Raw genomic sequence first — 24,818 nt, forward strand, 5'->3', positions numbered from 1 at the left:
TCGTGGCCAGGACGCGGTCCGGGCGGCGGGCGTGGAGTTCGGCGAGGGCCGCCTTTTCGAGGGCTTCGGCCACCTCGAAGCGGGGTGCGCCGAGTTCGCGGGCCGTGCGGCGCAGGACGCGGGCGCGAGGGTCCTCGGCGCGGTAGACGCGGTGGCCGAAGCCCATGAGGCGCTCGCCGCGGTCGAGGGCGCCGCGTACGTACGCCTCCGCGTCGCCCGTGCGCTCGATCTCCTCGATCATGCCCAGGACGCGGGACGGCGCGCCACCGTGCAGCGGGCCGGACATCGCGCCGACCGCGCCGGAGAGGGCGGCCGCCACGTCCGCGCCCGTCGAGGCGATGACGCGGGCGGTGAAGGTGGAGGCGTTCATGCCGTGCTCGGCGGCGGAGGTCCAGTACGCGTCGACGGCCGCGACGTGCTTGGGGTCGGGCTCGCCGCGCCAGCGGATCATGAAGCGTTCGACGACGCTGGCCGCCTTGTCGATCTCGCGCTGCGGAACCATCGGCTGCCCCTGTCCGCGCGCCGACTGCGCGACGTACGAGAGGGCCATGACGGCGGCGCGGGCGAGGTCGTCGCGGGCCTGGGCGGCATCGATGTCGAGGAGCGGTTTGAGGCCCCAGACCGGGGCGAGCATGGCGAGCGCGGACTGGACGTCGACGCGGATGTCGCCGGAGTGCACGGGAATCGGGAACGGCTCGGCGGGCGGCAGGCCCGGGTCGAACGCGCCGTCGACCAGGAGTCCCCAGACGTTGCCGAAGGAGACGTTGCCGACCAGGTCTTCGATGTCGACGCCGCGGTAGCGGAGGGCTCCCCCTTCCTTGTCCGGTTCGGCGATCTCCGTTTCGAACGCGGTGATTCCCTCGAGACCGGGGACGAAGTCCGACATCGGGCGGCTCCTCAGGGTTGGGGTCGGCAGGGGCAGCAGGGGCAGCAGGGGCAGGGCGTGCGGTGGTAGGTGCGTGGTGTCGGCGGCGGTTGCGCGGTCTCTCCCGACTCGCGTCCGCCCTCGGCCACCCCGGTGATGCCCGGTCGAGAGGGACGATATCCCTTGGTGTCACCGATGGCGATGGTTCCTGGCACTGAGTGCCGCGAGCCACACTCGTCCGGAACACGGAGCCCACCCGTGCGAACCATCCGCCGTGCGACAGGATGACGCCCGTGACCGACCACGCACACGAGCGCGCACCAGAGCACGCACACGAGCGCACCCACGAGCACGCACCCGACCGCGCGCAGGCCCACGTCCTGAACCCCGCCGCGATGCGCGAGCAGTACCGGACGGCCGGGCTCGACGAGCACGAGCTCGCCGCCGGTCCGATGGCCCAGTTCCACCGCTGGTTCACCGAGGCCGCCGAAGCCCATCTCTACGAGCCGAACGCCATGGTTCTGTCGACGGCGGATACGGAAGGGCGGCCGAGTTCGCGGACCGTGCTGCTCAAGGGTTACGACGAGCGGGGGTTCGCTTTCTATACGAACTACGAGTCGCGGAAGGGGAGGGAGATTGCCGCCAACCCGCATGTCTCACTGCTCTTTCCCTGGCATCCGCTCGCCCGGCAGGTGATCGTCTCCGGGCGTGCGGAGCGGGTCGGGAGAGACGAGACGGCGGAATACTTCCGGACCCGGCCGCACGGCTCGCAGCTCGGCGCCTGGGCGAGTGCGCAGTCCTCGGTGATCGGTTCGCGGGCGGAGATCGAGGGCGCGTACGAGGAGTTGGCGGCGCGGTACCCGGAGGGTCCAGGGGGAGCGGAGGGTTCGGGGTGTTCGGAGGGTTCGGAGGGTTCGGAGGGCGGGCAGGTGCCGGTTCCTCCGCACTGGGGCGGGATTCTCGTCGTGCCGGAGACGGTGGAGTTCTGGCAGGGGCGGCAGAACCGGCTGCATGACCGGCTGCGGTACGTCGAGCGTGGTGGGGAGTGGGTCGTGGAGCGGCTCGCCCCGTAGCGTCAGCCGTGCGTCAACCCGAGCATCAGCCCGTGCATCAACCGGTCCGTCAGCCCGTCCGTCAGCCCGTCCGTCAGCCCAGCGCCTCGTCCAGGAGGTGGCCCCACTGCCGTACGACACGTTCGCGGCGGGCCGTGTCGTCGGTGAGGACGTTGGCCAGGCCGAGGCCGCGGGCCATGTCGAGGAGGCCCTGGACGGTTTCGCGGACGCCGGGGCGGGATTCGTCGGCGTCGAGGAGGCGTACGGCGATGCGGTGGGTCTCGCGGCCGACGCGGGCCTCCAGCTCGGCGACGCGGGCGTGCAGCTGTTCCTCGTGGGAGGCGGCGACCCACAGGTGGAGGGCGGCGCGGAACAGCGGGCCGGTGTAGAGGTCGACGAGCGCCGCGACGGCATCGGCGCGGGTCTTCGCGGAGACCTCGCGCAGGGCCTCGGAACGCTGCTCGGCGACGTATTCGACGGCGGCCGTGAAGAGGTCCTCGCGGGTCGGGAAGTGGTGCTGTGCGGCGCCGCGGGAGACGCCGGCGCGTTCGGCTACGACGGAGACGGTCGAGCGCGCCCAGCCGAGTTCGGCGAGACAGGCGACGGCGGCTTCGAGGAGGCGCCGGCGGGTGGCGCGGCTGCGGTCCTGCTTGGGGGCCCGGTCCTGCTTGGGGGCCCGGTCCGGTTTCGGGGCGCGGTCCGCCGGCTGCGTACGGCCTGCTGACGCGGCTCCGGGCGTACGGTCCGCTGACGCGGATCCCTGCGTACGTCCCGTCCGCGCGGCCGGTGTCACAGCACCCATGGGGCGTCCCGTCGTTCGAAGAAGGCGGTCATGCCCTCGCGTGCGGCGGCGGAGGCGAACAGGGAGGCCGAACGCTGGACCAGGTCCTCCGCATCTCGCTCGAAGGCTTCCAGGACTCTAGCCGTGACCAGCCGCTTCGCCTCGGCCAGCCCCTGCGGTGCGGCCTTGCGGAAGGACTCGCAGACGGCGGCGACGCCCGCGTCCAGGTCGTCGACGGCCTCGGTGATCAGGCCGATCCGGGTGGCTTCGGCGGCGTCGAAGCGTTCTCCGGTGAGGTAGTAGCGGGAGGCGGCGCGCGCGTCCATACGGGGCAGCAGGGTCAGCGAGATGATCGCGGGCGCGACCCCGATCCGCACCTCCGTGAACGCGAAGGTGGAGTCGGTGGAGGCAAGCACGAGGTCGCAGGCGCCGAGGAGACCGAGGCCGCCGGCGCGTGCGGAGCCGTCCACGCGGGCGAGGACCGGCTTGGGGAGTTCGACGAGGGCGCGGAGCAGGTCGACGAAGGTGTACGGGTTGACCGGGGACTTGAGGTCGGCGCCCGCGCTGAAGGTGGGGCCGGTGTGGCTGAGGACGACGGCCCTTACGTCGGCGTCGACGGCGGCGCGGCGCAGGGCGGTCGTCAGCTCGTCGACGAGTTCGGCGGAGAGGGCGTTGCGGTTGTGCGGGGTGTCAAGGGTGAGGGTGGTGATGCCGCGCTCGTGCGTCCGGGTCAGGCGGGACGGGGTGGTCGGGTTGGTCACGGAGGGCCTTTCGGGTGGGGCGGGTGGGGCGGGAGTGGCAGGCCGGCAGGGGCTGACAGGCGGGCGGGGGGGGGAGCCCCCCGCCCCGGGCTACGGTCGCATCGGCTCGTGCGCCGACGCGGCTATTTCCGCAGTTCCCTGCGCAGGATCTTCCCCGTGGCCGCCCGCGGCACGGTCTCGATGAACTCGACCTCCCGCACCTTCTTGTGCGGCGCCACCTGCGAAGCCACGTACTCCTGTACGTCCTCGGCGGTGAGACCGGGGTCGGCGCGGACCACGAACGCCTTCGGGTACTCGTTGCCCTCCGCGTCGTACACCCCGATCACCGCCGCGTCCGCGATCCGCGGGTCGGCGATGAGGACGGCTTCGAGTTCGGCGGGGGCGACCTGGAAGCCCTTGTACTTGATCAGTTCCTTGACGCGGTCGACGATGTAGAGCCAGCCGTCCGCGTCGACCCGGCCGACGTCACCGGTGTGCAGCCAGCCCTCGTCGTCGATCATGTCGGCGGTCGCGTCCGGGCGGCCGAGGTAGCCCTTCATGACCTGGGGCCCGCGGACCACCACCTCGCCCTCCTCGCCGACTCCGAGATCGCGGCCGGGGTCTTCGAGGGACACGATCCGCAGCTGGGTCCCCGCGATCAGCTTGCCGACGCTGCCCGCCGGTATCGGGCCCTCGGCGACGGGGGTGACGTGGGTGGCGGGCGAGAGTTCCGTCATGCCGTAGCCCTGGCCGACGGGCACGCCGCCGAGGCGGGCCGAGCAGGCGGCGGCGAGTTCGGCGTCCAAGGGTGCGGCGGCGCTGATGACGTAGCGGACCGAGGAGAGGTCGAAGTTCTCGACGGCCGGGTGCTTGGCGAGCGCGAGGGCGATCGGCGGGACCACGTACAGGCCGGTGATGCGGTGTTTCTCGACGGCGGTGAGGAAGTTCTCCAGGTCGAATTTCGGGAGGACGACCACCGAGGCGCCGTGCCCGAGCGGCGCGTTGAGCAGGGCGGTCAGCCCGTACGCGTGGAAGAAGGGCAGGACGGCGAGGATGCGGTCGCCGGGGCCCATCGGCAGGGTCGGGGCGAGCTGCGCGAGGTTCGTGGCCACCGAACGGTGGGTGAGCATCACGCCCTTGGGGACGCCGGTGGTGCCCGAGGAGTACGGGAGGACGGCGAGGTCGCGCGCCGGGTCGATGTCGACGGACGGCTCGGGCAGCTCCGCGCCGAGCATCGAAAGGAGCGAGCGGTGGCCATCCGCCTCGTCGCAGACGATGATCTCCCGTATCCCGCCCGCGCGTTCCGCGGCCGCCTGCGCGACGGGGAGCAGCGGCGAGACCGTGATGATCCAGCTCGCCTCCGCGTCGCGCAGCTGCCGCGCGAACTCCTCGGCTGTGTAGAGCGGGTGCACGGTGGTGACGGTGGCGCCCGCCCGTGTGGCGCCGTAGAAGGCGACCGGCCACAGAATGGTGTTCGGGCTGTGCAGGGCGACCACGTCACCCTTGCGCACCCCGGCGTCCGCGAGCCCGGCGGCCACCTTGCGGTGGAAGGCGTCGAGCTGCGCGTACGTCAGCGTCCTGCCCTCCACACCGTCGATCAGGGCGGGCGCGTCCGCGTAGGCGGCGCAGGGCCCGAGCACGGCTTCGTGGATGGGAAGTTCTACGGGTGGTACGGCTGCGTACTCGCTCTGGAACACCATGCTGACCTCCGTACGAACAGAATTGGTTTCCTCAGTACGACTTGGGCAGGCCGAGGGTCTGGTGGGACACGTAGTTGAGGATCATTTCCCGGCTGACGGGCGCGATACGCGCCACGCGGGACGCGGTGATGAGGGAGGCCAGGCCGTACTCGCGGGTCAGCCCGTTGCCGCCGAGGGTGTGCACGGACTGGTCGACGGCCTGCACACAGGCCTCGGCGGCCGCGTACTTGGCCATGTTGGCGGCCTCGCCCGCGCCGACGTCGTCGCCCGCGTCGTACAGCGCGGCGGCCTTCTGCATCATCAGACGCGCCGATTCGAGCGCGATGTGCGCCTGCGCGAGGGGGTGCGCGATGGCCTGGTGCGCGCCGATCGGCTCCTTCCACACGCTGCGTTCCTTGGCATACGCGATGGCGCGGCCCAGCGCGTAGCGGCCCATGCCGATCGCGAAGGCGGCGGTCATGATGCGCTCGGGGTTGAGCCCGGCGAAGAGCTGCAGCAGGCCCGCGTCCTCGTCGCCGACGAGCGCGTCGGCGGGCAGCCGCACGTCGTCGAGGACGAGTTCGAACTGCTTCTCCGCGGCCTGGAGTTCCATGTCGACGGGGTTGCGCCGGAAGCCCTCGGCGTCCCGCGGGACGATGAACAGGCACGGCTTGAGCTTGCCCGTACGGGCGTCCTCGGTGCGGCCGACGATGAGCGTCGCGTCGGCGATGTCCACACCCGAGACGAAGATCTTGCGGCCGGTGAGGATCCAGTCCTCGCCCTCGCGGCGGGCCGTGGTGGTGATGCGGTGGGAGTTGGAACCCGCGTCGGGTTCGGTGATGCCGAAGGCCATCGTGCGGGAGCCGTCCGCGAGGCCCGGCAGCCAGGCGCGTTTCTGCTCCTCGGTGCCGAAGCGGGCGATGACGGTGCCGCAGATGGCGGGGCTGACGACGAGCATCAGCAGCGGTGCGCCGGTGGCGCCCAACTCCTCAAGGACGATGGAGAGTTCGGAGATTCCTCCGCCGCCGCCTCCGTACTCCTCGGGGAGGTTGACCCCGAGGTAGCCGAGCTTGCCGGCCTCCGTCCACAGGGCCTCCGGGTGGCCGCCCTCGCGGACGACGCGGGTGAGGTAGTCGCGGCCGTAGCGGGTTCCCAGTGTGGATACGGCGGCGCGCAGGTCGTTCTGCTCCTGGGTTTCCAGAACGGTCATGATGGCTGTTCCTCCTCGGGTACGGGCTGTACAGGCGGTACGGCATCAGCGGATGCGGGCTGTGCGGCATCCGCGGGCTCGGGCTGTACGACGGCGAGCAGGGCGCCCGGCTCGACCTGACGGCCGGGGGTGGCGTGGAGGGCGGTGAGGGTGCCGGAGACCGGGGCGGTGACCCGGTGTTCCATCTTCATGGCCTCCAGCCAGAGGATGTTCTGTCCGGCCCGGACATGGGCCCCCTCGGTGATGCCTTCGGCGAGGCGGACGACCGCGCCGGGCATCGGGGCGAGGAGGTCGCCGGGGGCGGCAGCGGTCTCCGGTTCGGGGAACCGGGGGTGTTCGGTGAGGGTCCAGGTGTGGGTGGGGGTGTCCACGTGGAGCTTTCCGTCTCCGTAGGCGGAGAGGTGGAAGTCCCTTCGGATGTTGTCGATTTCGAGGACGATGTGGTCCTCGGCGGCCTCCATGAGGCGGACCTCAGGGAGGTCGGGGAAGTCCAGGCCGGTGCGGGTGCGGAAGTACCTGATGCGGTGAGTTTCGGTGCCCTCGTAGGTTCTGAGCTGGGGCTGCGACGGCAGGTTCCGCCAAGCGCCGGTGCGGGTCCAAAGGCTTCTTCTTCCCCCACCCCGCCCCTTCCCGGAACCGGGGGCAAGCCCCCGGACCCCCATATCGCGCTGAACGCGCTCGTCCTCAAACGCCGCACGGGCCGAAATTCCGGCCCCGCCGGCGCTTGAGGCAATCCGAACGGAGTTCGGCTGTGACATTGTGCGGCTCCGCCGCGTGGGGGTCCGGGGCGGAGCCCCGGGAAACGATGAGAGGGCGGGGTGGGGGAAGAAGGCCTTCGCCGCCACCACCGCCACCGCTGCATATACCTCCGCGCCGGAATCGTCCTCGGCGACCAGCGCGGCCAGGTTCCGGTCGAAGAACCCGGTGTCCGCGCCACCCGCCGCGAACTCCGGGTGCCGCAACGCCCGCACCAGAAGGTCGCGGTTGGTGACGGGCCCGTGCAGCCGGGCCCGTTCCAGCGCCCCGGACAGCTTCCGCAGCGCCGCCGCCCGCGTCGGGGCGTACGCCACCACCTTGGCCAGCATCGCGTCGTAGTGCACCCCGATCGTGTCCCCGCCGGTGAAGCCGGTGTCGACGCGTACGCTCCCGGGGACCTCGAAGCGGTGCAGTGTCCCGGTCTGCGGGGTCCAGGCCGCCGCCGGGTCCTCGGCGTAGAGGCGGGCCTCCACCGCGTGCCCGCTCGGCGGAGGCGGTGCGGCGGGGAGCGCCTCGCCCTCGGCGACCCGCAGCTGCAGTTCGACCAGGTCGATCCCGAACACCGCCTCGGTCACCGGGTGTTCGACCTGGAGGCGGGTGTTCATCTCCAGGAAGTGCGCGGTGTCGTCCCCGGCGACGAGGAATTCGACGGTCCCCGCCCCCACGTACGAGACGGATCGAGCCGCCCGTACGGCGAGCTCGCGCATCCGGGCCTCGACCGCCCGTGTGAGCCCGGGTGCGGGGGCCTCCTCGACGACCTTCTGGTGACGCCGCTGCAGCGAGCAGTCGCGCGTGCCGAGCGTCCATACCGTGCCGTGGGTGTCGGCGAGGATCTGCACCTCGACATGGCGTCCGCCCTCGACGTACGGCTCGACGAAGACCTCGCCGTCCCCGAAGGCGCTCAGCGCTTCGGCCCGCGCTGCCGCCGACTCGGCCTCCAGCTGGGCGAGTTCGCGCACGATCCGCATGCCGCGCCCGCCTCCGCCCGCGGCGGCCTTCACCAGGACGGGCAGGTCGGCCTCGGTGAGCTTGCCGACGTCGAGGGGCGCGAGGCCCATCAGCTGCTTCGCTCGGGTCTTCGAGGCCATGGCCTCGATGGCCTCGGGCGGCGGGCCGATCCAGTTCAGGCCCGCGTCCCGTACGGCCCTGGCGAAGCCGGCGTTCTCGGAGAGGAAGCCGTAGCCGGGGTGGACGGCGTCCGCGCCCGCGGCGAGGGCGGCCTTCACGACGAGTTCTCCGCGCAGGTAGGTGTCCGCGGGCGCCGCGCCCGGGAGCCGTACGGCCGTGTCCGCCTCGCGTACGTGCAGGGCGCCGGCGTCCGCGTCGGAGTACACGGCGACGGTGGAGATGCCCAGCTCACGGCACGTACGGAAGATGCGGCAGGCGATCTCGCCCCGGTTGGCGACGAGCACGGAACCGATCATCCGATCCTCACTTCCTGAAGAGACACGGACCTCACATCCTGAAGACACCGAAGCCGCCCTTCGCGCCCTCGTAGGGCGCCGTGTGGATCGCGGACAGGCACAGCCCGAGGACGGTGCGTGTGTCGCGCGGGTCGATGACGCCGTCGTCGTAGAGCCGTCCGGAGAGGAACATCGGCAGCGACTCGGACTCGATCTGCTGCTCGACCATGGCGCGCAGGCCCGCGTCCGCCTCCTCGTCGTACGGCTGTCCCTTCGCGGCGGCGGAGGCGCGCGCGACGATCGACAGGACGCCGGCGAGCTGCTGCGGGCCCATGACCGCGGATTTGGCGCTGGGCCAGGCGAAGAGGAAGCGGGGGTCGTAGGCACGTCCGCACATGCCGTAGTGCCCGGCGCCGTAGCTGGCGCCCATGAGGACGGAGAGGTGGGGGACGCGGGAGTTGGAGACGGCGTTGATCATCATCGCGCCGTGTTTGATGATGCCGCCCTGCTCGTACTCCTTGCCGACCATGTAGCCGGTGGTGTTGTGGAGGAAGAGGAGGGGGATGTCGCGCTGGTTGGCGAGCTGGATGAACTGGGCGGCTTTCTGGGACTCCTCGGAGAAGAGGACGCCCTGGGCGTTGGCGAGGATACCGACGGGGTAACCGTGCAGGCTCGCCCAGCCGGTGGCCAGGGACGGGCCGTAGAGCGGTTTGAACTCGTCGAAGTCGGAGGCGTCGACGATGCGGGCGATGACCTCGCGCGGGTCGAAGGGGATCTTGAGGTCGCCGGGGACGATGCCGAGGAGTTCGTCCTCGTCGTACTTGGGCGGCTCGGCCGGGACTGCCGGATCCTCGTATGCCTTGCGCCAGTTGAGGCGCGCTACGACGCGACGGGTCTGCCGGAGTGCGTCGTGTTCGTCGGCGGCGAGGTAGTCGGCGAGTCCGGAGGTGCGGGCGTGCATCTCGGCGCCGCCGAGTTCCTCGTCGCCGGATTCCTCACCGGTGGCCATCTTGACCAGGGGCGGGCCACCGAGGAAGACCTTGGCGCGCTCCTTGACCATGATCACGTGATCGCACATTCCGGGGACGTACGCGCCGCCGGCGGTCGAGTTGCCGAAGACGACGGCGATGGTGGGGATGCCGGCGGCGGAGGACTGCGTGAGGTGTTTGAAGAGGGCGCCGCCCGGGATGAAGATCTCCTTCTGGGAGGGGAGATCCGCGCCGCCGGACTCGACCAGGTGGATGGAGGGGAGCCGGTTGGCGTGGCCGATCTCGTGCGAGCGGAAGGCCTTCTTCAGGGTCCAGGGGTTGCTGGCGCCGCCGCGTACGGTCGGGTCGTTGGCCGTGATCAGGCATTCGACGCCCTCGACGACGCCGATGCCGGTGACCATCGAGGCACCCACCGGGTAGTCGCTGCCCCAGGCGGCGAGCGGGGAGAGTTCGAGGAACGGGGTGTCGGGGTCGAGCAGCAGCTCGATCCGTTCGCGGGCGAGGAGCTTGCCGCGCGTGCGATGCCGGTCGGTGTACTTCTCGCCGCCGCCCGCAAGGGCCTTTGCGTGCTCGGCGGCCAGCTCTTCGAGCCTGGTGAGCATGGCCTCGCGGTGGGAGCGGTAGTCGGGGGAGGTGGTGTCAAGGGCTGTGGACAAGGTGGTCATGGGCGGGCTCCGGTGGGGTGGGTTGTCCACAGGGGGCGGTGGGGGTTGTGTGGGCCGGATATCCTGAGAAGGGCTCCGGCCCCCGGGAGGGAGGGGACTGTGCGGGTCACGGGCGGACTCACAGCAGAACCTCCGGCACATCCAGGTACCGCGCCCGCAGCCACTCCCCCACTCCCTTCGCCTGCGGATCGAAGCGGTGTCGTGAGGCGACGCCCTCGCCGAGCAGCCCCTCGACCACGAAGTTGAGGGCCCGCAGCTCGGGCAGCAGATGGCGCGTGACCTTCAGCCCCTCGGCCTCCGGCAGGAGTTGCACGAAGCACTCGACCGTCAGCTCATGCGCGAGCCACCGCCAGGCCGCGTCCGAGCGCACCCACACCCCGACGTTCGCGTCCCCGCCCTTGTCGCCGCTGCGCGCGCCCGCGACCCGCCCGAGCGGGGCACGCCGTACGGCGCCGTGCGGCAGCGGCGGAGGCAGATGCGGGGGCGGTACGGGTTCGAGCGGGCGCGTGCTGGCCGGTGCGGGGATGCGTTGCCGGGTCCCGTCGGGCAGTACGGCGGTGTGCTCGACCTCCCCCTGCGGTACGTACGCGGCCTCGAACACCCCGTACGGCGCTCCGCGTCCCGGCGGCGCGGTGAGCGTGAACCCCGGATAGCCGGACAGGCCCAGCTCCACGGCGGCCCCGCTGAGCCGCCGCCCCACCAGCTCCGGGTCATCGTCGCGCACGACGAGCCGGAGCAGCGCGCTCGCCGTCTCCTGCGTGGGCGCGTCCTCCCGGTCGGTCCGCACCAGCTCCCAGCGCAGCTCCCGGGGCCGCCGCTTGCCGAGCGACTCCTCCAACTGCGCCTGTACGAAGGCGGCCTTGGCCTCGATGTCCAGGCCCGTGAGCACGAACTCGACCTCGTTGCGGTGCCCGCCGAGCCGGTTGAGTCCCACCTTGAGCATGGGCGGCGGCGCCTCGCCCCGTACGCCCTCGATCCGCACCCGGTCCGTGCCGTCCTGCGTGAGCCGTACGGAGTCGAGGCGGGCGGTGACGTCCGGGCCCGCGTACCGGACCGGGCCTGTCTCGTACAGGAGTTGGGCGGTGACGGTGCCGAGGTCGACGAGGCCGCCGGTGCCCGGGTGCTTGGTGATGACGCTGCTGCCGTCGGCGTGCAGTTCGGCGAGCGGGAAGCCGGGGTGGAGCAGTTTGCGTGGGTCGTGCTCGCCGAAGAAGGCGTAGTTGCCGCCGGTGGCCTGCGCGCCGCACTCCAGTACGTGGCCGGCGACGACGGCTCCGGCGAGGGCGTCGTACGCCGCCTCGGGGCTGTGCGTCCCGCCCGGGCCACCGTCGCCGTCCGAGTCGTACTGCCCGTCCGGGCCACCGTCGCCGTCCGGGCCGTACTGCCCGCCCGGCCAGTCGAACCACCAGGCGGCGGCCCCGGTGACCAGCGCCGCATCGGTCACTCGGCCGGTGACCACGATGTCCGCGCCCGCCCGCAGGCAGGCGGTGATGCCGCCACCGCCGAGGTAGGCGTTCGCGGTGAGGACGCCCTCGCCCCAGCCGGGCCATGCCCGCAGGTCGTCGCCCTCGACATGCGCGACCCGCGCCTCGACGCCGACCCGCCCGGCCAACTCCCGTACCTTGGCGGCGAGTCCGGCCGGGTTGAGCCCGCCCGCGTTGACCACGATCCTCGTGCCCTGCTCGCGGGCGATCCCGAGGCAGTCCTCCAACTGCCGCAGGAACGTCTTGGCGTATCCGCCGTCGTCCGGGTTCTTCAGCAGATCCCGGCCGAGGATGAGCATGGTCAGCTCGGCGAGATAGTCCCCGGTCACGACGTCCACGGGGCCGCCGGTGAGCATCTCGCGCAGGGCGTCGTGCCGGTCGCCGTAGAAACCGGAGGCGTTGGCGATACGGAGCGGGCGGGGCGGGTCGCCCGCCGGGGGGACGCTCACTGCGCGCCACCGCCGGCGTTCGCGCCACCGTCGTCATTCACGCCATCGCCCGCCGGCGGCCGCCCCTTCCCGGGCGGCCCGGCGAAGGCCTGCGCGATGTCCAGCCAACGGTCCGCATCCGGCCCCTCGGCCCGTACGCCGAGGTCGTCACGGTGGGCCCGCTGCGTCACGAGGAGGCAGAAGTCGTACGCGCTCCCGGTCACCCGCTGAGCGGCCTCCTCGGGCCCGAACCCCCACACCTCCCCGCCCGGCGCCCGCACTTCCACCCGGAACGCCTCCCCGGGCGCCTCCATCCCCCGCGCCAGGAACGAGAAGTCCCGTGCCCGCACCCCGATCCGTACGACATGCCGCAGCCGCGCCGTGGGAACGCGCCGTACGCCCAGCGCGTCGGCCACGTCCTGGCCGTGCGCCCAGGTCTCCATCAGCCGCCCGGTCGCCATGGACGCGGCACTCATCGGCGGCCCGAACCAGGGGAACTTGGCCTTCTCGGGCGCGGCGCGCAGCGCGCCTTGCAGCCGCTCGCGCCCCTCGCGCCACCGCGCGAGCAACTCCCCGGGCGCAAGCAGCGCGCCCTCCTGGGCGGCCTCGTCGACGAAAGCGTGCGGTGCGCCCAGCGCCTTCTCCACCTCCACCCCGAAGCCTTCGGGATCGGTCACGGCGAGCAGCGCGGCCCGGTCGGTCCAGGCGAGGTGCGCGATCTGGTGGGCGACACTCCACCCCTCGGCGGGGGTGGCCGCCCGCCACCCCTCGCTCCCCAACTCCGCGACCAGGGTGTCGAGTTCAATGGACTCCTCGACCAGATCATCGAGCACTTCACGTACGACTCGGGACATGGCGCGCACTCTCCTCGGCGAGGCGTCATGGGGGCGTCGGCGTGGAGCGAGCATGGCAGCGCGCCAGAAAACAAGCAAGCATGCTTGCTTACTTGCTTGCTTGTTTGAACAATTTTGGTCCGGGAAGCCCGGCAGCCCTCGGAAGCCCCGAAAGCCCCCTGACACCCCGGGAAGCCCGTCATCATGAATGCCTCATCATGAATTCCTCGCCGGACCGATGACTTTCGCCGCACGCGGCCGTCTACCCGACGTAACCAACGCACACGAAGCAGCTACCGCACACGACCTACGGAGAACACCCCATGGGCACTCTCATCAGCACCGCCTTCGTCTCCCTCGACGGCGTCATGGACTCCCCCGGCGGCGAGCCCGGGCACCGCAGCTCCGGGTGGACCTTCAAGGACCTGGAGTTCCTGCCGGAGGCCTACGAGCTCAAGACCCGCGAGCAGGAGGAGGCCGGTGTGATGCTCTTCGGGCGGGCCAGCTACGAGGCGTTCAGCCCGGTGTGGCCGGGGATGGAGGAGTTCGCCAGGTACAAGACGCTGCCGAAGTACGTCGTCTCGACCACCCTCAAGGACGAGGACCTCGTCACCGGCTGGGGCGAGACCACGATCCTCCGCTCCCTCGACGCGGTCGCCGCCCTGAAGGATACCGAGCGCGGCCCGATCATCATGCACGGCAGCACCCGGCTGGGCCGCGACCTCTCCGACGCGGGCCTCATCGACCGCTACCACCTGCTGGTCTTCCCCCTGCTTCTCGGCGCCGGAAAGCGCCTGTTCAGCGAGACGGACAAGGAGAAGCAGATGCTGAAGCTGGTGGAGCAGGAGGCGTACGCGAACGGCATTCAGAAGATGGTCTTCGACGTGGTCCGCTGAGGGGCCCCAGGGCCGGAAATCCCCGAGCCGCCCGGTGGGGCCCCTACCGCTCCGCTCCCGCCACCGCCCGCGCGAAGAACTCCGGGTTGTCGAACATGACGTTGTGGCCGGCGTCCGGGGCGGTGAGGACTCGCACTCCGGCCGCCTCCAGGGCCGTACGGCCGGGGAGTTCGCCGGAGAGGGCGCCCTGGAGGTAGACGCGTTCCATGGGGGCCTGTTCGAGCATCTCGCGCATCACCGGGTCGGTGCCGCGCGCCCGGTGCGTGGCCGTGCGATGCAGGGCCACGGGGTCGGTGAGGCGCATGGTGGCCGCCCAGACCGGGCCCACCTGGTCCAGTATGCGGGCGAAGCCCCCACCTCGTACGAACTCCTTCTCCGTGAAGGCGGAGATGGCGCCGCTCCCCGCCATGTGCGGCGGGACCCGGTCGAGGCCGCCCTCGGTGATCACCAGGCGGCCCACCAGATCGGGCCGGTGATGGGCCAGCACGATGGCGACCGAGCCGCCCATGCTGTGCCCCGCGATCACACCCTGGCGCACACCCGCCGCATCGAGGACGGCGGCGAGCGCGTCCGCGTGATCGGTCAGCCTGTACGCGAAGTCGGCGGGGCGGTCGCTGAGGCCGTGGCCGGGCAGGTCGACGAAGAGGATGCGGCGGCCGGTGAGTTCGGGCCGGGCGGCGATGTGGGCGTGATAGGCGGCGGAGCTTGCGCCCAGGCCGTGGACGAAGACGATCGGCTCGGTCGCGGCGACCCCGGCTCCGGTTCCCGCCGCTCCCGCCTCCGCGCCTGCAGCTCCCCCTGCCTCCTGGACGACCGCTTCCGCCTCGGTCCAGCGGATCATGCTGCCCCGCGCATCGAACCGCACCTGTCGCATCGCGCCCACTCCCCTTGTCCGTCCGGGCAGCCGATTCCGTCCGGCCACCCGGGAGAGAGTACATCGTTGACGTAGTACTACGTCAACGATGTACCGCGCTTATGGGGAACAATGGCCGCATGCTGGAGCTCTCGATCCTCGGATTCCTCTACGAAGCCCCCCTCCACGGCTACGAGCTGCGCAAACGCATCACCGCACTGACCGGACACGTACGCCCCGTCGGCGAATCCACCCTCTACCCGGCGATCAGGCGGCTGGAGAAGGCCGGGCTGCTCGCACGCGAGACGCAGCAGGGTCCGGCGGCCGCGCCCCGGCACGTCCTGAGCCTCACCGCCGAGGGCCGGCGCGAGCTGCTGCGCCGCCTCGCGGAGGCGGAGGGGACGGAGGTGACGGACGAGAACCGGTGGTTCACCCTGCTCACCTTCCTGCGCCACCTCGCCGACCCGGCGGCCCAGGCGGCCGTCCTGCGCCGCCGCCTCGCCTTCCTGGAGGAGCCCACGAGCTTCTTCTACGACGGCGAACACCCCCTGCGGGCCGAGGAGCTGGCCGACGACCTCTTCCGCAGCGGAGTCCTGACCATCGCCCGCGCCACCACACAGGCCGAGCTGCGATGGCTGCGGGAGACGCTGGCCGGGCTGGAAGGACCTGCCTGAGGATGGAGAATCGCGGGCTACGGAGGACCGTCGGGCCTCACCGGAAGGCGTGGGTCACGCCGTCGCCACCCGCAGCAGCATCGACACCGAGCTGACCGCAAGGAGTCCGAGGACGGCACTGCGGAACCGTTCCGCGTTCAGCCGATGGAAGATCTTCTCCCCCGCGAGGATCCCGACGAGGAACGCCGGGACCCCGGCGAGCAGCATCTGCCCTACCGTGGCGGTGAGCTGCCCGCTGAACCCGAAGCCGGCCAGCGCGGCCAGGCTCGTACCCGAGAACACCGCGCCCAGCGTGGCCCGCTGGACCCGGGGCTCGAGTTTCATGCTCTGCATCGCCGCGACCATCGGCGGGCCGTCGATTCCGGTGGCGGCGAAGGACGCCCCGCAGAACAGTCCCACGCCGATGACGGTGGCGCTACCGCCGCGCAGAGTGGCCTTCCGCCACACGAGGAACGTGCCGAGCACGACGACGACGGCGATGGCGATCATCAGCGCTTCGGAGGGCAGCGTGGCGAGCAGCCAGATACCGAGGGGCACTCCGGCCAGCCCGGAGAGCACGGTGATTCCGGCGAGGCGCCGGTCGATGTGGCGCCAGTCGCGTATCGCGATCCACAGGCTGAGCGGGGCGGCCATGATTCCGGCGATGACGACCGCGGCGGCCGGTTCCACCAGCAGGGCCAGCAGGGGAACGGCGACGAGCGAGAACCCGAATCCCGCCGTGGTACGCACGATCGAGGCGATGGCGAGGATGACGAACGCGCCTAGGACGAGCATCATGTGCAGCGGCTCCGCGGGGACAGAAGGCCTGTTCTTCCTGGTCGCCGATGCGGTCAGCACCAAACGGCGCCGCACACCTGACGAAACCCGACCCGCAGTCTACGGCCACGGAGCCCACCCGTAGGGGTGAACTGATCAGGATGGGGCGCCCAGGCGGCCGTAACCCCGAAGCTCAGGTCCGCCGCTTGGGCCACGGCCGCCGACCCGGCGCGGACCACACGCACACCAGAGGGCGCGTGGGTCGCACCGCGAACTCCAGGGCGTCGAAAGGCGTTTCGCCGAGTTCCCAGACGAGGCCGTCCAGGTGGGCCCGCACTCGGCCACTGGCCCCCATGAACACATGGCTGCTGCTCAGCCACCAGCCCACCGGGTTGTGCTTCTCCCCGAACAGGTCCTCCAGCAGGAGCGCCTCGTCCAGGTACCGCACCCCTCGGCCGGGACAGATCCAATACGGTTCGTCGTTCATGAAATTCGGCCCGGCGGCCGCGGCCGGCTGAATCTCCAGGCCCAGGAACTCCCGGATGAAGGAGGTGAAGTGCTCGTGGAGCACATACCCGGCGCGATCGAGGCGTTCAACGGTGTCCGAGATGTCCATATGCCTCCCCGGCCGCCATCCGGCAGCCACGAGGGCTTCACGGACGGGGAGGCTGAGCCCATGTTCGGACGCGGGTGGTTCAGGGCCCAATGAAGAGTCCCTTCTTCAGTCGGCTGCACCGTCCACACGGCCTGGCCGTGTCGCCGTGCTCCCAGTTCCCGTCGTCGTCGTCACCCACGTGGACGACATCCATGTGTCCGCCGCGAATCGCGGCAGGCCCCTCGGCCGCATACGCCTTGATCAGGCACTTCGTTTCGGCGCAGCCACCGTGGTGGTCGAATTCGTCGAACACGTCCTCCATGCCGGGAGGCGCGGTGAGCTGTTCCTTGTTGTGCGCCCGGTAGGTGTTGCCGGACGGCGAAGTGTACTCGGCAGCGTATTCCGCGCCGTACGCCTCCGCGATGTCGGCCGTGTCCTGCAGCTCCTGCGACGGCGGGCAGTTGTGGACGAGGACCGGCGCGGCCCCCGCCACCACGTAGTACGTGTGGGCGTCGGAGACGGTGAGGTTGTGCACCGTCGCGCCCGTGCTCGTCCAGCGTTCGACCGCGGCGACCTGGACGAACGTGCCCGCACTGGTGCGCAGCCACTGGCCCGGCTTCAGGTCCGTGGCATCGATCCACTCGCCGAGTTCCGGGACCCAGAAGGGGTGGCCGTCGGTCGCGGTGACCTGGGCCGTGGCCTCGCCGGCCTTGCCGTCCGTGTCGATCGTGACCTTGACGAGGTGCTTGAGGCCCTCGCCCTTGATCTCGGCCGTGACCGTCTCGATCCGGGTCTCGCCCGTCTTCTCGTCGGTCGCGACGACCTTGTCGCCGGCCTTGACCTGCTCGATCGGCTTGGCGGTGCCGTCGGCCATCAGGACCTTCGTGCCGGGCACGAAGCTGTTGGAGACGGGGCAGGAGCCGCCGGAGCTGCCGCTGGTGCCGCCGTTGGAGCGGGAGGAAGCGCCGGTGGAGCCGCCGCCCTTCTTGCTCGAACCGCCGCCGCCGGAGGAGCTCTTCGCGCCCTTCGCCTTGCCGGCCCCCGAGGAGGCGGCTGCCGACGAGCGTGGTGCGGCGGATGCCTGGGCTGTCTTCTGCTTGTTGTTGCCGGTCTTGCGGGCCTCCTGTGAGGCCCGGTTGCTGGTGGTCTGGCGTTGCTCGGCGGCCTTCTTGGCCTTCGCCTGCGCTGCCTTCTTGCGGCGTTCCTCGCGCTTCTTCTTGGCCTTCTTGGCCTTCTCGATGGCCGCGTCGGCCTTCGCCAGGATCCGCTTGGCCTTGGCCTTGGCCTTGCGCCAGGCGCTGACCGCGGAGAAGACCTTCTTGACCGCCTTGTAGACCTTGCCGGGCGACTTCAGCGCCTTCATGAACGGCATGTTGTCCAGGACGACTTCGGCGCAGGCCCAGATCGAGCCGCCGATGCACCTCTTGATGGCGTCGACGCCGAGGTAGTCCAGGATGATCGCCCCGGCCGCGGACAGGATGACCGAGGTCAGCGAACGGTTCTTGTCGCTCTTCGCCTGCGCCACCATCGCGGCGGAGAGTCCGGCGCCCTCAAGGGCCAGGGATATCTCCTTGGAGGTGAGCTTGATGGCCAGACCGGTCGGGTCGCTGTAGGTGACCGGGTTGTTGTGGGCGTAGGCGTAGCCGCCGCGCTGCATCGGGTCGGCCAGGTCGAGGACCGGGTCGGGGGACAGGAAGCGGCCCGCCAGCGGGTCGTAGAGGCGCGCGCCGAGCATCGTGTAGCCGGTGGCGTCGTCGCGACTCGCGCCCAGGAAGCCCTTGTGCGTCGTGGCACGGGTGGCTGTCTGGCCCGCGAGCCGTTCCCCGCCGAAGGGGTCGGTCTTGCGGACGCGGGCTTCCATGCCGTCCCGCAAGGAGACCTCCGCGTACGGGGTGCCCTGGTGGTCGTAGGTGATGGCGGACAGGATGGAGTGGCCCGGCGTGTAACTGCCGTACGCCGAGCGCAGGATGGAGCCGCCCGGGACGTCGTACGTGCGCTGGACGTCGATCATCGCGCCGCCGGTCTTGACCGACAGTTCGGCCTCGCCGAGGTGCAGCGTGGCCTGGTCGCCCTGGAGAGTCAGCAGGCGGGCGCCGCCGGGTGCGTAGACGTAGCGGGATTCGGACTGGGGCACGAAGGCCTGGGCCGTGGAGGAGGCGTTGCAGGCGGCGAGCTCCAGGTCGGTGCCGGAGGCTGTGGAGCCGCCCTTGACCGCGAGGCACAGGCCGGTGGCCGCGTGCTTCAAGTGGCCCGCCGCGTCCCGTACGAGCTTCTGGTCCGCGCCGCCCGCGCACGGGCGCACACCGACCGCCGACCCGGCCGTCGTTCCGCCCGGGGTGGCGCACCAGTCGCCGAGGACCCGCAGGCTGCCGGTGTCGGTGTCGGCGGCCGGGTCGTCGGGGACGAAGGCGAACTTCTGGGCCGGGCTGTTGTTGCAGGAGTAGATCTGCAGCGGCTGGTCGTTCTTCGCCCAGCCGGAGCTGAGGTCGAGGCAGCGGCCCGACGGCATGACGTACGCCGTCCTGCCGTCCGTGCCCGCACCGGAGACCGTCTCGGGCAGGCCGTCGTAGGTCCAGGTGAGGGTCTGCGGGTCACCGGAGTCCCCGGCCGCGGACGTGGTGTTGCCGCTCTGGTCGTACGTCCGCTGGAGAACCTGCCGGACCTGCGCGCCCGACTCGGCGGTGTATTCGCGCACCAGCGAGGTCAGGGCGTGCGGGCCGGCTGTGCCCTCGCCGTAGGTGTAGGTGGTGGTGGCGTCCTTGGCGGCGTCACCGGTCAGGTCGTGCTCGACCATCGTGGCGCGTTCGGCGGTCAGGCCCGCGTAGGTGAAGTCGGTCCAGTAGCCGGAGCCGTCCTCGCCCGCGGAGACGTCCGCGGCGCTGCTCGCGCCGCCCGCGGCGCAGGCGGTCTGGTCGGAGGAGGTCCAGGCCTCGTTGAGGCGGCCGACGGCGTCGTAGCGGAAGCACTGGCGTTCGCGGACGCCTTCGGCGCCCTGCCGGATCGAGCGGACGTTGCCCGCCGGGTCGTAGGTGTAGGAGGTGTCGGAGACCTTGTTGCCGGTGACGTTGGCGCTGGTGCCGGTGGACTCGCGCCAGGTCTGCAGGCTCTTCAGCTCGCCCGAGGCCTCGTCGTAGGAGGCGGTCGACCACACCCGGTAGGGGTTGTCGCCGAGGGTGGAGCGCAGCAGCTGTCCGTACGGCGAGTACAGGGTCTGGGAGCCGTACCAGTCGTGTCCGGAGACCGACTCGGTCAGGCCCTCCTCGTTGTAGCGGGTGATGACCTCCTCGGCGGGCAGGGTGCCCACCTCGGGCAGCCGGGTGGAATGCGGCAGACCGGTGTCGCTGTACGTCTGGGTGTACGTGTAGCGGTACTCGAGGCCGTACTGGTCGGCGAGGTCCTTCGGCAGCGCGATCGAGGTGACGGTCGGCTGGTAGTCGCTGGTGTAGGCGCTGATCATCGTCTGCGCCGCGTTGCCGGTGTCGGTGTAGCGCAGCGCCGTGTACGGCATGCCGATGCCGCCGCCGGCCTGGTCGTAGGAGTAGGCGCCGAGCAGTTTGCCCGTGGAGGAGTTCTCGCGGGTCAGGATCGGGCGGGAGAGGATGTCGTAGCCCGTCCAGACCGTCTTGCCGCGGGCGTCCGTGGTGGTGACGGGGCGGTTGAGGTCGTCGTACGTGAAGCTGGTGGTGCCCGCGTCCGGGTCGGTGGACTCGGTGACGCGGCCGATGGTGTCGTACTTCCACGTCCACGCGGTGCCGTCGTCCTGCTGCGCCTCCGTGAGCCGGCCGCGGGAGTCGTAGGTGAAGCGGACCGACTCGTGCGCGGTGCGGGTGGTGTCCGTGAAGGTGTCGACGCGGCTGGTGCGGCCGAGGGCGTCGGTCCAGGTGCGGTAGGACGCGGTGCCGAAGGGGTTGATGACGGTGGAGTTGTCGAGACCGTAGGTGTAGACGGTGCGGCGGTCCTCGGCGTCCGTGCCGTTCAGGACGGGCGTCTCGGTGAGGACGCGGCCCATGCCGTCGTAGGTGTAGCGGGTCGCGTTGGGGACCGCGCCGGAGGTCTCGGGGAAGACGAGTGCGGACGTGGGTTCGCCGTCGGTGAGGTAGGCGTTGTTGGTCTTCCACACCTCGCCCGACGCGTTGTACAGCGTGTCGGTGATCAGGCGGCCGCCGCCGGTGGCCTCCTCCTGGGTCTGGCGGATGCGGCCGAGGCCGTCGTAGAGGACGACACCGGTCTCCACCCGGTCCTCGTGGCCGCGGGTACGGGAGATCACCGCGGCGGGTTCGCCCTGCTGGAGGCGGTATTCGACCTCCAGGTCGGGCACGGTGTCGGTGGCCGGGTCGCGGCCGGGGCCCCAGGCCTGCACCACGCGGCCCAGTTCGTCGTAGACGGCCCGGGTGGTGTGGCCGTTGGCGTCCTGGGCGGTGAGGGTGGTGCCGCGGCCGGGCTCGACGGTCTCCACGGAGGTGTGGCCGAGCTCGTTGGTCTCGGTCACCTTGAACGGCATGCCGACGGCAGGCTCGTACGTGGTGGTGGCGGACTGCGTCTCGCCCGGCCGGGTGGTCTTCACCGTGCGGCCGAGCGCGTCGTAGCCGGTGGTGCCGTTCGAGGTGAAGCCGGAGCCGTCGCCCTTGAGCGCCCACGACTCGGTCGGCAGCCCGCGGGCCGGTGTGGTGCCGTAGCCGCCGCCGTCGTACGCGACGCGGAACGCGCCGGTCAGCGAGGTGAGGGTGCCGAACGTGGCGGCCGCGCACGTCGTCGGGGACGTGAGGATCTGCTTGGTGAGGCCGAGCATGTGCTTGCCCGTGTTGGCGACGTACTCCGTGCGGGTGCACGTCTCGTCGCCGCTCTTGCCGGTGTCGCCCAGCATCTCCACCTGGGTGGGCAGACCGTCGGCGTTGTACTGCGTGCTCGATGCCATCTCGCGGAGCGTGCGGGTGTCGTCGCCTGCGCCGGAGGACTTCGTCCAGGAGTGGTCGCCGGTCTCGACGACCCGCCAGGCGATGAGGTCCTTGAGGCCGTCGCCGAGCGGGCGGCGCGCCAGTTCGGTCGCGGACAGTTCGGAGGTGGAGCGGCTGATCCAGCCCGTGGCCGGGTCGGCGCCCGCCGAGGGGTAGTCCACCTGCTCGGCGATCCGGCCGGCGAACGCCTCGTGGTCGGGGCCGATCGCGGCGCCGGTGACGTCCTTGACGGTGACGCCGGTGCCCAGGCCCCGGTAGAAGCGGGTCATGGACTTGGAGCGCTTGGCGGAGGTGGCCAGGTCGTCCGCGCCGGTGATGGTGGTGACGGTGTCGAATCCGGCGAACTTCGCCCAGGTGCGGGTGGACTTCTTGGAGAACTCCGCCTCGGCGAGCTGCCAGGCCGGGGTGCCGTACACGTACGCCGTGGACGTGGCCGTCGCCCCGGAGACCGCGGGCAGTTCCTCGACCTGGGTGACGACGTACTTGTGGAACCAGTCGACCTCGTCGTCGACCGAGGGGTCCGGATGCCAGGCCACCGGGTAGCACAGGCCCTTGTTGGAGGTCTGCGACGGCAGGCCCTCGCCGGTCGCGCAGGCGCCGGTCGGCTTGGAGTACGTGACGACGCTCTCACCGCCGTACTCGTTGACGACCCGGCCGATGCGCTGGCGGGCGAAGCCGGGGCGCGGGTCGTCGGCGCCGCGCAGGACGCGGTTGGGCATGTAGTCCGGGTGGGCCTGGAAGGTGACCGGGGGCAGCGACTTCGACTCGCCGCCCGCGACGCCGCCGACGCCGTAGCCGGTGCGCTGGATGGACTCCAGCCACAGGGCGGTGTTGGCGCCCGTGGTCATCGTCGGGAAGGACTGCTTGAGCTGGTAGACGTCGACCGTGGCGCGGGCGGCGCCGGGCTTGCGCTGTGCGCTGACGGAGATCTTGTCGAGGCGCTTGCGGGTGAAGAACGAGGGCGCCGCGTTCCAGCAGTCACCGGTCGTCTTGCACTGCAGCGATACGGGGGTGTCGTACCAGATGCGGTAGTCGCCCGGGTCCTTGGAGGTGAAGTTGGCCTCGGTGCAGGACAGCGAGCCCTCGGCGAAGCAGCGCTCCGCGACCGTGAACCACACGCGGGCCGGGGCCTCGGCGAAGAGGGCGTCGGAGCGCATGCCGTAGTCGATGCGGCGCAGGTAGCCGCCGCGCTCGTAGGAGACGGGCTTCTTGAACTGCCAGTCCTTCGCGTACCGGTTGGTCTCCGACTGCCACCACAGGGTCATGGCGTTGCCGGAGGGGTCCACGACGTAGTCGAGGTTCCACTGCCAGGCCTGGTTGCAGAACGAGTTCTTGAAGTCGCCGGCCTTGTAGCAGGGTTCGCCCGGGTGGTTGCCGAACACGGGCACGGTGAAGACCGAGCCCGTCTCGGGCTTGCCGTCGCTCCAGCCCGGCAGGCGGTTGCGGCCGAAGAAGTACTGGGTGCCGTCGCGGGTGGTGACCTTCCAGTACTCGCCGTCCGCGTCGCCGTTGCCCAGCGAGGTGTTCTTGAGCAGCTCCACCTTGGAGCCGTCGCCGGAGGACGTGGTCCAGCCCTTGCCGGACTCCCAGACGAGGCTGACGGTCTGGCCGCCGAGCGTCATCGTGGCGTTGTTCGAGCCGTAGCACAGGTCGTGCGTGGGGTGGTCGGCGTTGTTGGCGCCGGAGTTGAGCTTGGCGTCCCGCTTGCAGTTCACGTAGCGGCGGGAGATCGAGCCCGGCTGGTAGTCCCAGCCGTCTCCGATCCAGGAGGCCTGGTTGTTCGAGGCGCTGGTGCGGCCGTCGACGGTCTGCGAGGAGTACGACAGGCTCACCTTCGGCATCAGACCGCCCGGGACCTCCGGGGGCTGGATGTCGTACGAGTAGGTGAAGGCACCGGAGGACGAACCGGCCGCCCAGTCGCCGGAGGAGGACATGGGTGTGGCGGTGAAGTCGCCGCTCGTCGAGGCGCCCATGTCGACGGCACCGAGGACACCGGCCGAGGCACCGGACAGGGGCTCGGCCACCCTGGCCGAGGTGAACGAGGCGGGCTTGACGTCGTTGGCGGCGGACGGGCTCGCCTCAGGGGTGTTCTCCTGCGCGGGGTCCGCGGTCGGCTCCGGCTGCGTGGGGGTGGCCGACTGCGTCGGCTCCCCGGCCTCTGTGTCCTGCGGCGAGGGGGACGCGGCGGGCCGCTCCGTCCCGTCTTCCCCGGTGTCGCGCCGCACCGGCGGCTGACCGCTCGCGTCGGCGCCGGTGAGCAGCGAGACCGGCACCACGCCGGTCAGCCGCCGCTTGTCCTCCTTCGCGCCCGCCTCGCTCGTACGGGCGCCCTTCGCCGGGCGCTTGACCTCGACGCTGGAGGGCAGTTCGACGATCTCGGCGACGGGATCCTTGTCGTCCGAGGCCCGGACGGTCTGGGTGGTGATGCCCTCGTCGACGGTGCAGTCGAGCGTCGCGGTGTCCGGGAGCGTGCACCCTTCGAGGAGCGTGAGCCGGAACCGGTCGGCGGCCTGGGTGCCGAAGAGGTCGGCGAACTCGGTGTGGTCCACCTCCACGGCCACCGACGCGGCCGGGTCCACACCGGCCGGCGGGGTCACGGACATCACCATGCCCGGCACGTTGGCCTGCGTGGAGGCGTCGACCGAGGCGAGGTCGACCTGCCACGTTCCCTCCAGGGCGGCCGGGTCCTGTCCTTCGGGCACGCCGAGCCGGACCGGGGTGGTGCCGACCGGCACGGTCTCACCGGCGGGGACACCGGTGAGGTCGGCCGTCTGGTCGGCGGCCGCCTGCCACGGTGTCACATGCGCGGGGACGTACTCCTCGACGGGCACGTCGGCCGGGCGCGACAGGGAGCTCTGCGCATCGGGGTCGAGGTCGACGAGGGAGCCCTTGTCCGGCTCGGGCAGGTTCACGTCGGTGTTCGACGTGCGGTCCATGTCCGGGCCGGGGATCGCGAGGGCCGAACCCGTCAGCGAGGTGACGGTCAGCACGGACGACAGCAGGACGACGAGCGCCGCGCGCCGATGCCGACGGCTCTCGCGGGCCGCGGCCGTAGCGGCCAGCCTGCCCTGTCCGGACCAGGACGGCCCCATCCGACGACGCATCTCGCAACTCCCCCACCCCACGCCCGCCATGGACGTGCCGGCGCAAACGGAACAGATCCAGTACGGGACGAGGCGTCCACGCACCGAGCACGGGAGCCTT

16 protein-coding genes are annotated in these 24,818 nt (G+C 71.2%); 3 read left to right on the forward strand and 13 right to left on the reverse strand.

The window, feature by feature from the left end:
* The coding region (locus tag ACLF6P_RS21450; RefSeq protein WP_415952260.1) for a citrate synthase 2 at positions 1-886 on the reverse strand (886 nt) is incomplete at its 3' end.
* Positions 887-1,260: 374 nt separating this feature from the next.
* Between ACLF6P_RS21450 and pdxH the strand changes: the two genes are divergently transcribed.
* Positions 1,261-1,938 carry a pyridoxamine 5'-phosphate oxidase gene (gene pdxH, locus ACLF6P_RS21455; protein ID WP_415952322.1) on the forward strand — a complete coding sequence of 226 codons (678 nt, stop codon included), beginning with the start codon at positions 1,261-1,263 and terminating at the stop codon, positions 1,936-1,938.
* A 73-nt stretch (positions 1,939-2,011) separates the two neighbouring features.
* Here the strand turns inward: pdxH and ACLF6P_RS21460 are convergent, their stop codons facing one another.
* The 8 genes from ACLF6P_RS21460 to ACLF6P_RS21495 form a co-directional block, all read right to left on the reverse strand.
* Positions 2,012-2,719, reverse strand: coding sequence for a TetR/AcrR family transcriptional regulator (locus tag ACLF6P_RS21460; RefSeq protein ID WP_415952261.1), 708 nt, complete (start codon positions 2,717-2,719; stop codon positions 2,012-2,014).
* A complete protein-coding gene (locus ACLF6P_RS21465) occupies positions 2,707-3,459 on the reverse strand; it encodes an enoyl-CoA hydratase family protein (protein ID WP_415952262.1) in 753 nt (250 codons plus the stop codon). Before ACLF6P_RS21465 ends, ACLF6P_RS21460 begins: the two co-directional genes overlap by 13 nt.
* 122 nt (positions 3,460-3,581) lie before the next feature.
* Positions 3,582-5,135: a 4-coumarate--CoA ligase family protein gene (locus ACLF6P_RS21470; protein WP_415952323.1), complete on the reverse strand. Its 1,554-nt coding sequence runs from the start codon at positions 5,133-5,135 to the stop codon at positions 3,582-3,584.
* Positions 5,136-5,169: 34 nt separating this feature from the next.
* Positions 5,170-6,327 (reverse strand): acyl-CoA dehydrogenase family protein, encoded by a 1,158-nt coding sequence (locus ACLF6P_RS21475; RefSeq protein WP_415952263.1) that lies wholly within the window; start codon positions 6,325-6,327, stop codon positions 5,170-5,172.
* Positions 6,324-8,507 (reverse strand): acetyl/propionyl/methylcrotonyl-CoA carboxylase subunit alpha, encoded by a 2,184-nt coding sequence (locus ACLF6P_RS21480; protein ID WP_415952264.1) that lies wholly within the window; start codon positions 8,505-8,507, stop codon positions 6,324-6,326. Before ACLF6P_RS21480 ends, ACLF6P_RS21475 begins: the two co-directional genes overlap by 4 nt.
* Before the next feature lie 31 nt (positions 8,508-8,538).
* Positions 8,539-10,140 carry an acyl-CoA carboxylase subunit beta gene (locus tag ACLF6P_RS21485; protein ID WP_415952265.1) on the reverse strand — a complete coding sequence of 534 codons (1,602 nt, stop codon included), beginning with the start codon at positions 10,138-10,140 and terminating at the stop codon, positions 8,539-8,541.
* 118 nt (positions 10,141-10,258) lie between these two features.
* Positions 10,259-12,073, reverse strand: a complete 1,815-nt coding sequence (locus tag ACLF6P_RS21490; RefSeq protein ID WP_415952266.1) for an acyclic terpene utilization AtuA family protein — start codon at positions 12,071-12,073, stop codon at positions 10,259-10,261.
* The gene (locus ACLF6P_RS21495) at positions 12,070-12,906 is read right to left on the reverse strand and encodes a TIGR03084 family metal-binding protein (RefSeq protein ID WP_415952267.1); all 837 of its coding nucleotides are present in this window, start codon (positions 12,904-12,906) and stop codon (positions 12,070-12,072) included. The genes ACLF6P_RS21490 and ACLF6P_RS21495 overlap by 4 nt, the downstream gene beginning before the upstream one ends.
* A gap of 302 nt (positions 12,907-13,208) precedes the next feature.
* Here ACLF6P_RS21495 and ACLF6P_RS21500 point away from each other — a divergent pair, with 302 nt between their 5' ends.
* Positions 13,209-13,781, forward strand: coding sequence for a dihydrofolate reductase family protein (locus ACLF6P_RS21500; RefSeq protein ID WP_415952268.1), 573 nt, complete (start codon positions 13,209-13,211; stop codon positions 13,779-13,781).
* A 43-nt stretch (positions 13,782-13,824) separates the two neighbouring features.
* Here the strand turns inward: ACLF6P_RS21500 and ACLF6P_RS21505 are convergent, their stop codons facing one another.
* Entirely contained in the window at positions 13,825-14,655 is an 831-nt protein-coding gene (locus ACLF6P_RS21505) for an alpha/beta fold hydrolase (protein ID WP_415952269.1), read from the reverse strand.
* Between the two features lie 119 nt (positions 14,656-14,774).
* On the opposite strand from ACLF6P_RS21505, the gene ACLF6P_RS21510 reads away from it, so the two are divergent.
* Entirely contained in the window at positions 14,775-15,308 is a 534-nt protein-coding gene (locus ACLF6P_RS21510) for a PadR family transcriptional regulator (RefSeq protein ID WP_415952270.1), read from the forward strand.
* Between the two features lie 54 nt (positions 15,309-15,362).
* Here ACLF6P_RS21510 and ACLF6P_RS21515 read toward each other — a convergent pair whose 3' ends face one another.
* The 3 genes from ACLF6P_RS21515 to ACLF6P_RS21525 all read right to left on the reverse strand — a co-directional run bounded on the left by ACLF6P_RS21515 (position 15,363) and on the right by ACLF6P_RS21525 (position 24,718).
* Positions 15,363-16,145 carry a sulfite exporter TauE/SafE family protein gene (locus tag ACLF6P_RS21515; RefSeq protein WP_415952324.1) on the reverse strand — a complete coding sequence of 261 codons (783 nt, stop codon included), beginning with the start codon at positions 16,143-16,145 and terminating at the stop codon, positions 15,363-15,365.
* A 112-nt stretch (positions 16,146-16,257) separates the two neighbouring features.
* Positions 16,258-16,770 (reverse strand): SUKH-3 domain-containing protein, encoded by a 513-nt coding sequence (locus ACLF6P_RS21520; RefSeq protein ID WP_415952271.1) that lies wholly within the window; start codon positions 16,768-16,770, stop codon positions 16,258-16,260.
* Complete coding sequence (locus tag ACLF6P_RS21525) at positions 16,760-24,718, reverse strand: polymorphic toxin-type HINT domain-containing protein (protein ID WP_415952272.1); 7,959 nt, start codon at positions 24,716-24,718, stop codon at positions 16,760-16,762. The genes ACLF6P_RS21520 and ACLF6P_RS21525 overlap by 11 nt, the downstream gene beginning before the upstream one ends.
* Positions 24,719-24,818 lie beyond the last annotated feature (100 nt).

The sequence above is a fragment of the Streptomyces lothianensis genome (assembly GCF_047779955.1).
Lineage (GTDB): Bacteria > Actinomycetota > Actinomycetes > Streptomycetales > Streptomycetaceae > Streptomyces.

Excerpts from the sequence above, each read along its gene's own strand:
- ACLF6P_RS21475 (WP_415952263.1), bottom strand. The coding sequence starts at position 6,327 with ATGACCGTTCTGGAAACCCAGGAGCAGAACGACCTGCGCGCCGCCGTA.
- ACLF6P_RS21485 (WP_415952265.1), bottom strand. The coding sequence starts at position 10,140 with ATGACCACCTTGTCCACAGCCCTTGACACCACCTCCCCCGACTACCGC.
- ACLF6P_RS21480 (WP_415952264.1), bottom strand. The coding sequence starts at position 8,507 with ATGATCGGTTCCGTGCTCGTCGCCAACCGGGGCGAGATCGCCTGCCGC.
- ACLF6P_RS21510 (WP_415952270.1), top strand. The coding sequence starts at position 14,775 with ATGCTGGAGCTCTCGATCCTCGGATTCCTCTACGAAGCCCCCCTCCAC.
- pdxH (WP_415952322.1), top strand. The coding sequence starts at position 1,261 with ATGCGCGAGCAGTACCGGACGGCCGGGCTCGACGAGCACGAGCTCGCC.
- ACLF6P_RS21495 (WP_415952267.1), bottom strand. The coding sequence starts at position 12,906 with ATGTCCCGAGTCGTACGTGAAGTGCTCGATGATCTGGTCGAGGAGTCC.
- ACLF6P_RS21505 (WP_415952269.1), bottom strand. The coding sequence starts at position 14,655 with ATGCGACAGGTGCGGTTCGATGCGCGGGGCAGCATGATCCGCTGGACC.
- ACLF6P_RS21460 (WP_415952261.1), bottom strand. The coding sequence starts at position 2,719 with ATGGGTGCTGTGACACCGGCCGCGCGGACGGGACGTACGCAGGGATCC.
- ACLF6P_RS21525 (WP_415952272.1), bottom strand. The coding sequence starts at position 24,718 with ATGCGTCGTCGGATGGGGCCGTCCTGGTCCGGACAGGGCAGGCTGGCC.
- ACLF6P_RS21500 (WP_415952268.1), top strand. The coding sequence starts at position 13,209 with ATGGGCACTCTCATCAGCACCGCCTTCGTCTCCCTCGACGGCGTCATG.